This window comes from Rhodoferax sp., assembly GCF_037143375.1.
GTDB lineage: Bacteria > Pseudomonadota > Gammaproteobacteria > Burkholderiales > Burkholderiaceae_C > Rhodoferax.
The window spans coordinates 1-7,701 of sequence record NZ_JBAWYV010000142.1 but is presented as its reverse complement, the minus strand read 5'-3'; the positions used below and the strand labels follow the sequence as shown (position 1 = coordinate 7,701).

General features: G+C 58.4%; 8 protein-coding genes. 7 read left to right on the top strand and 1 reads right to left on the bottom strand.

The genetic code is table 11. From position 1 onward, the window contains the following. Positions 1-3: 3 nt before the first annotated feature. Entirely contained in the window at positions 4-744 is a 741-nt protein-coding gene (locus tag WCG50_RS15720) for a response regulator (RefSeq protein WP_336900541.1), read from the bottom strand. A 142-nt stretch (positions 745-886) separates the two neighbouring features. Between WCG50_RS15720 and WCG50_RS15715 the strand changes: the two genes are divergently transcribed. From WCG50_RS15715 to cysD, 7 genes are all read left to right on the top strand, one after another. Next, positions 887-1,771: a ribokinase gene (locus tag WCG50_RS15715; protein ID WP_336900540.1), complete on the top strand. Its 885-nt coding sequence runs from the start codon at positions 887-889 to the stop codon at positions 1,769-1,771. 49 nt (positions 1,772-1,820) lie between these two features. After that, the gene (locus WCG50_RS15710) at positions 1,821-2,810 is read left to right on the top strand and encodes a nucleoside hydrolase (RefSeq protein ID WP_336900539.1); all 990 of its coding nucleotides are present in this window, start codon (positions 1,821-1,823) and stop codon (positions 2,808-2,810) included. Positions 2,811-2,916: 106 nt separating this feature from the next. Next, on the top strand, positions 2,917-3,708 hold the full coding sequence (locus WCG50_RS15705; protein WP_336900538.1) for a sulfite exporter TauE/SafE family protein: 792 nt from the start codon (positions 2,917-2,919) through the stop codon (positions 3,706-3,708). 34 nt (positions 3,709-3,742) lie between these two features. Further along, positions 3,743-5,566, top strand: coding sequence for a nitrite/sulfite reductase (locus WCG50_RS15700; RefSeq protein ID WP_336900537.1), 1,824 nt, complete (start codon positions 3,743-3,745; stop codon positions 5,564-5,566). 11 nt (positions 5,567-5,577) lie between these two features. Next, positions 5,578-5,991: a DUF934 domain-containing protein gene (locus tag WCG50_RS15695; protein WP_336900536.1), complete on the top strand. Its 414-nt coding sequence runs from the start codon at positions 5,578-5,580 to the stop codon at positions 5,989-5,991. Next, positions 5,988-6,749, top strand: a complete 762-nt coding sequence (locus tag WCG50_RS15690) for a phosphoadenylyl-sulfate reductase (protein WP_336900535.1) — start codon at positions 5,988-5,990, stop codon at positions 6,747-6,749. The genes WCG50_RS15695 and WCG50_RS15690 overlap by 4 nt, the downstream gene beginning before the upstream one ends. Positions 6,750-6,781: 32 nt before the next feature. Further along, on the top strand, positions 6,782-7,701 hold a 920-nt coding region (gene cysD / locus WCG50_RS15685; protein ID WP_336900542.1), incomplete at its 3' end, for a sulfate adenylyltransferase subunit CysD.

The window sequence follows — 7,701 nt, the reverse complement described above, 5'->3', positions numbered from 1 at the left end:
TAGCTATATTTTTTGCAGCATCTGAACGACCTGCAATGGGTCGTAAGGTTTTTCAAACAAACCAAAACAACCGGACTGTTCTGCGTGTTCACGCATTTGCCAGGATTTGTCTGGGGTGGTCACGATCACTCGACCCATCGCAGGCTCCAGATTGACCAGTTGGCGAACCATTTCCCAGCCCTCCATATCGGGCAAATCGAGGGACATGATGACCAAATCGTAGTGACGTTGGTGGGCTAACTCAAGCGCTTGCGCCGCACTTTCGGCATCGTCAACGTGGGTGTGACCAGCCAACGACAAGCGCGCACGCAGGTACATACGATCTTCGCGGGAAGGGTCGATCAGCAGCGCGAGCTTGTAGCCAGGTGGCAAGCGGATCGTCTGGTCAAAATCAGCAAAATCAGCGCCGTCATCCGATGGCGTGGCGATTGCAAACAGCTCGTCCATCGCCGCAACCACATCAGGCCAATGCAGTGGCCGCTCAAAACTGCGCCAGGCGTGGGCCGGTGCACCTTTGCCAATGCAGATCATTTTCAGCGTCGGATTCAGGTCAGGCGAGGCCAACTCAAGACCGGCTTGGTAAGCGTCCAGGTCCACCAGAACCAAGTGCGGCGCCACGGGCGAATCGGGTGTCCACAAGCCATAAGTAATGGGCTGCTCAGCAGACAGACGAAAGACGGTATTGAGCGCATGGCGCTCAACATCCCGAAAGCCGACCACCTTGACATACACGCTGGGTCTCATGAATAACGAACTTTCAAATAACAAAAACTGAACAAATTATGAGGGCTGATCAGCATTTTTATTGACCAATACATGCTGGTAACTTTAGCAGTGGGTTGGGGTCATGTCATGATTTCATTTTTAAAACAATTAGGACATCGCCATGTTGCTTGTTGCCGGTTCTGCCAATCTCGATTTTGTGGTTCGAGCCGCCCACATTCCAGCGCCGGGTGAAACCGTGCTGGGGCGCGACTTCAAAACTTACCCCGGCGGCAAAGGTGCCAATCAGGCCGTGGCCTGTGCCCGGGCTGGCGGTGCCGTTACGCACATGCTGCTGGCGTTGGGCGCTGATGCGTTCGCCGTACCGCTGGAAGACTCATTGCAGGAAGCCGGTGTTCACCTGCACCTGGTTCGGGTGGCGGATCACGCCACGGGCACGGCCTTTATTTGTGTTTCGGATGACGCAGAAAACGCGATCACGGTAGCACCGGGCGCCAACCTGGCCTTGCGCCCTGCTGACTTGCCCTCACTGGAGGGGTTCACGCATTTGCTGATGCAACTCGAAACTCCGATGGACACAGTTTTGGCCTATGCCAGAGCTGCCAATGAGCAAGGCGTCAAAGTGGTGCTGAATGCAGCACCGGCGCAGCATTTGTCAGCCGAATTGCTGGCACTGGTGGATGTGCTGATCGTGAATGAGGGTGAACTGGCGGTGGTGTCCGAGAACCAAGGCCCAGTTGCCGAGTGCTTGGCGCGCATTCAGGTGCCGTGTGTGGTGGTGACGCTGGGGCGCAAGGGGTGTTGTGCCCGAACAGGCGCAGGTTTTTTGACGCAGCCAGCGTTTGACGTGGCGGCTATCGACACCACCGGCGCGGGTGATACCTTTTGCGGCGCGCTGGTTGCTGCGCTTAGTCAAGGTAACGACTGGCCGCAAGCCTTGAAAGTTGCCAGTGCGGCGGGGGCGCTGGCGTGCACGCGGTGGGGGGCGCAATCGAGTATTCCGACGCGGGTGGAGGTTTTAGATTTTTTAAAGATAAACGGGCTGTAGCCCCCGTGTTACCTGCGCAAGCAGCTATTAAATACAGAGCAACATCATCATGAACAAACCTGGTTCTTTTAAAGTCATTTATGACACCGATCCGGGCGTGGACGACGCCATGGCGCTTTATTACGCGCTGGCTCACCCTGCGATTGAGGTAGTGGGTATCACGACGACTTTCGGCAACGTCACAGTGGAACAAGCGGCTACCAATGCCTTGTACCTATGCGCCCTCACCGGTACAAACATCCCCGTGACGCAAGGTGTGGCCACGCCTTTGTGCAAACCCCAGGAAGCACCTCCGGCCCACATTCATGGCGCGGATGGACTGGGCAACCTGCGCTCCCGCCTGTCCACTTCAAACCAACTGGATGCACGCGCTTCAGCGCAATTTATTGTGGACATGGCGCGTGCCTCGCCGGGCGAGATCACCTTGGTGGCTGTGGGCCCGCTGGGTAATTTGAGTCTGGCCTTGAAGCTCGAACCACAGTTGCCGCAGTTGCTGCGCGAGGTCATCCTGATGGGCGGCACGATTCTGGAGCCCGGTAACGTGTCGCCGGTAGCCGAGGCCAACATCTGGAACGACCCGCACGCGGCTGACGATGTGTTCACGGCAGGCTGGAAGCTCACCATGGTGGGGCTGGATGTGACGCACCGCGTGATTTTGCCGGTGTCGCTGTTCAGACAAATTGCTGCTCACCATCAGCACCCTGCTACCGATACTTTGCGCCACGCCGTTGAGTTTTATGCCGACTTTTACAGCGGGCTGTATCCGCATGTGGCGGCTATTCATGGCTGTTTTGGCCACGATGTGCTGGCGTTTATCTACCTGACGAACCCCGAATTATTCACGCTGGAAACAGGCCGCATCCGGGTCGTCACCGAAGGGCTGGCGCAAGGCCAGACCATCATGAAACGAGCCCCGTTTGAAGAACATCCTCAAGCAGATTGGGGCTCGGACACGCCACTCACGCAGGTCTGCATGCAGGTGCAAGCCCAAGTCTGCAAAACCATCTTTGAACGCACGCTGATGGCACCTTGGCTTTAAAAAGTCTGTGCATTGACCCACCTCAAGCTCTATATATAATTTAAGGAATATAGAAATCACAAAAAGATAGTTTGCAATCTAATGACTCCTCGCTAAAGTCCTGCCCATGCATGACTTAGCTTTTATCTTTGCCGGTTTATTTGTGGGACTTGTCGTCGGCCTGACCGGTGTCGGCGGCGGCTCCCTCATGACGCCGATCCTGATTTTCTTTTTCGATACCAAGCCCTATCTGGCCGTGGGTACCGACCTGTTGTTCGCTGCCTTCACCAAAATGGGCGGCACCATCAAGCTGGCGCGGGCACGGGTGGTTGAATGGCGTGTTGTGTTGCACCTCTCGGCAGGCAGCATTCCGGCTGCCTTGGTCACTTTGTATTTGCTCCATGAACTCGGCGCCACGACGGCCAAGGTGCAAAGCCTGATGACCACCACCTTGGGCGTCGCCTTGCTCCTCACGGCCGCCGCTACTTTGTACAAGGTGCTTCGCGGCAAAGCTGCACCGGTGTCCGTGGCAATCGGCCAGGAAGCGGCTGCCGCCAAGTCACGCCATTGGAGCCTGCCACTACTTTTTGGTGCCGTGATTGGAACGCTGGTCACACTGACCTCGGTGGGTGCCGGTGCGATTGGCGTCACCGTGTTGATGGTGCTGTACCCCAAGCTGCCGTTGCCCCGCATCATTGGCGCCGACATCGCCTACGCCGTGCCGCTCACGCTGGTGGCGGGCATGGGCCATGCGTCTATGGGCTCGGTCGACTGGGCTTTGCTGGCCAAACTGCTGGCCGGGTCGCTGCCTGGCATCTGGATTGGCTCGCACCTGATGTTTCGCATTCCCGAGCGCGTTATCCGATCGTTTCTATCCGTTTTACTGGCCTACGCCGGTCTGAAATTAATTACTTTATAAATCCCCGCAGCCCAAGCCAAGGAGCTACAGAACCATGTACCAATACACCGACTTTGACCGCCAATTCGTCCGCGCCCGCGCTGACCAATACCGTGACCAACTGACCCGCAATCTGGCCGGTACGCTGGCCGACGACGATTTCCGCCCACTGCGCCTGCAAAACGGCTGGTATGTGCAACGCTACGCCCCGATGTTGCGCGTGGCCGTGCCTTACGGTGAACTCTCCAGCGCACAGCTTCGGGTGCTGGCCACCATTGCCCGTGACTACGACCAGCCCAGCGCCGCGGTTTATCAAAAAGCGCAACTCACGCAAGCCGGCTTTGGCACCGGCAAAATGCCCGTCGGCTACGGCCACTTCAGCACCCGCCAGAACGTGCAGTTCAACTGGATTCCCCTGGACAAAAGCGCTGATGTGATGGACTTACTGGCCACCGTCAACCTGCACGGCATCCAGACCAGCGGCAACTGCATACGCAACACCACCAGCGACGAGCGCGCCGGTATTGCGGCTGACGAGTTGGTGGACCCTCGCCCGTTCGCCGAAATCCTGCGCCAGTGGAGCACGCTGCACCATGAGTTCGCGTTTTTGCCGCGCAAATTCAAAGTCGCCATCTCGGGCGCTCAGGAAGACCGTGCCGCCACCTATTGGCATGACGTTGGCCTGCATGTGCTGCGTGACGATGAGGGCGCCGTGGGCTTCAAGGTGTTGGTCGGTGGCGGCATGGGCCGCACCCCGGTGATTGCCAGCACTATCCGCGACTTTCTGCCGTGGAACCAGCTGCTGAATTACCTCGAAGCCATCATCCGTGTCTACAACCGCTGGGGTCGCCGTGACAACCTGTACAAGGCGCGGATCAAGATTTTGGTCAAGGCCGAGGGCCAGCGTTACTTTGATGAAGTTGAAGCCGAATTCAAACAAATTCTTGAGATCGACGGTGCACCCCACACCATCTCTCAACAAGAGCTGGACCGTGTCACCGCCTGTTTTGTGGCGCCAACCCTGAACGCCCCCAAGGCCGAATCAAGCCTGAAAGTGTCGCAAATTTTGCGCGCCACGGCCGAGAACGATGTCGAATTTGGTCGTTGGTTGAAGCAAAACGTGGCACCGCACAAGAACCCGGATTTGCGCGCTGTCACCCTGTCGTTCAAACGCCTGGGCTATGCGCCTGGCGACGCGACCGCTGACCAGTTGGACACCGCAGCAGCACTTGCCGAGCAGTTTTCGGCCGGAGAGGTGCGCGTCACGCACGACCAGAACCTGCTGCTGCCTTGGGTGCGTTGTGACCAGTTGCCTGAGTTGTGGCAAGCCGCCCGTCTGGCTGGCTTTGCCAAGTCCAACATCCGCTTGCTGACCGACATGATTGCCTGCCCCGGCGGCGACTTTTGCGCTTTGGCCAATGCGCGCTCGATCCCGATCGCCGAATCAATCACCGAACGCTACCAGGACATGGACGAATTACATGACTTGGGCGAGATTGACCTGCACATCAGCGGTTGCATCAACTCCTGCGGTCACCACCACAGCGGCCACATCGGCATTTTGGGGGTCGACAAAGACGGACGCGAGTGGTACCAGGTGTCCGTGGGCGGCTCTGACGGTTCCAACCTGAGCGGCACCCCCGTGCCCGGCAAGGTCATTGGGCCTTCTTTTGCGGCCTCTGAAGTGGCGGATGTGGTGGCGGCGCTGCTTGACACCTACCGCAGCCAGCGCCAATCCGGCGAGACTTTTATCACTGTGGCACGCCGCATCGGACTGCAGCCTTTCAAGGACGCGGCCAACCGGGTGCGTCACGAAACGGGCAACAACGAAACTCCGCACAACATCCACCTCGTCACCGCTGATGCGATGACCGACTGAGCCTCACCACCATGCAAACAACTATCAAACTAATAGCTGCTCACGCAGATACGACGGGGGCTAGAGGCCTAAATGACCTTGAACTCGAAAATGACACTGATCCCCGCAGCTTGAATTTGGCGGGCGTTGAACGCATCGACCTGAACTTCCCCAAGTTCACCGATGGCCGTGCGTACAGCCAGGCCTTTTTGCTGCGCCGCCGGCTCGGCTTCAAAGGCGAACTGCGCGCTACGGGCGATGTGCTGATCGACCAACTGGTGCAAATGCAACGCAGCGGATTTGACGTTGCGGTGCTGCGCGCTGACCAGAACATCGACTTTGCACAGCGCCAGTTTGACCGTTACCCCGCCTTTTACCAAGGCGATGCGGTGGCGACCCAGCCCCACTTTGCAGCCACCCCAACCCCAGAAGGAGCCCTTGCATGAGCGCCATTGACCTGAACGCCCGCGCCTCCGCCGACTTCGAGGCCAAACTGGCCGAAACCACGGCCGTGTTGAAACAAGCGGCCATTGATTACGCCCCCGCCACCGCAGGCAGCGCGCCACGCATCAGCCAGGCGTCAAGCTTGGGCGCTGAAGATGTGGTCATCAGCCACCTGATCAACAGTTTGCAGTTGGACGTCGGCATTTTTGTGCTGGAAACCGGCATGCTCCACGCAGAGACGCTGGACTTGTTGGCCCGCCAGCAAGCTACTTCTCGCGCCCCTATTGAGGTGTTTACCCCGGTCACCGAAGCGACGTTTGAGTTTGTGGCGCGTGAAGGCAAAGACGCGATGTACAAGAGCATCGACTTGCGCAAGGGCTGCTGCCACATTCGCAAAATGGAACCCCTGGCACGCGCCCTGACCGGCAAAGATGCCTGGATCACCGGCCTGCGCCGTGAGCAATCGGGTGCCCGCGCAGATGTGCCGCTGAACGACACCACCGACGCTGCCCGCGTCAAGGTCAACCCCCTGGCCAACTGGACCTGGGGTGACGTCTGGCACTTTATTGCCATCAACAAGGTTGATTACAACCCGCTGCACGACCAGTTTTTCCCCAGCATTGGCTGCGCGCCTTGCACCCGGGCCATTAGCCTGGGCGAAGATTTCCGCGCTGGCCGCTGGTGGTGGGAAGACGAAGCCGCCAAAGAGTGCGGCCTGCATGTCAACACTTCCAGCACCCTTGAGAAAGCGCCCACATGAACGCCAGCATCCCCCCAGAACTACTACAACCCATGACTCATACGCATCGTCCTGACCATTTAAGCAACGCCCACCTGGACGCGCTGGAAGAAGAAACCATCTTCATCCTGCGCGAAGTGGCTGCCGCCTTCGAGCGCCCCACCCTGCTGTTTTCGGGCGGAAAAGATTCGCTCGTGATGCTGAAATGCGCTGAAAAAGCCTTTGGCGCCGGTCGCATTCCCTACCCGCTGCTGATGATCGACACCGGCCATAACTTCAAGGAAGTGACCGATTTTCGCGACTCACGCGCCAAAGAGCTGGGCGCTGAACTGATTGTGCGCAGCGTCGAAGATTCGATGGCCCGTGGCACCGTGCGCCTGGCGCATCCCGGCGAGTCACGAAACGTGCACCAATCAGTCACACTGCTGGAGTCGATTGACGAATTTCGCTTTGATGCGTTGATTGGCGGCGCCCGCCGTGACGAAGAAAAAGCCCGCGCCAAGGAACGTATTTTTAGCCACCGTGACAGCTTCGGCCAATGGCAACCCAAGGCACAACGGCCTGAGTTGTGGACGCTGTTCAACACCCGCTTGCAGCAAGGCGAACACTTCCGCGTGTTCCCGATCTCCAACTGGACCGAACTCGATGTCTGGCAATACATCGACCGCGAGCAAATCGCCCTGCCCTCGCTCTACTACACGCACAAGCGTGATGTGGTCGAGCGCAAAGGTCTGCTGGTGCCGGTGACGGAACTGACCCCCGCCAAAGAAGGCGAAACCATCGAATCACGCGATGTGCGTTTTCGCACCGTGGGCGACATCACCTGCACCTGCCCGGTGGAAAGCACGGCGGCTACTGCAGCCGACATCGTGATCGAAACACTGGCCGCCGATGTGAGCGAACGCGGTGCCACCCGCATGGACGACAAAACCTCAGAGGCTTCGATGGAGAAGCGCAAGAAAGACGGGTACTT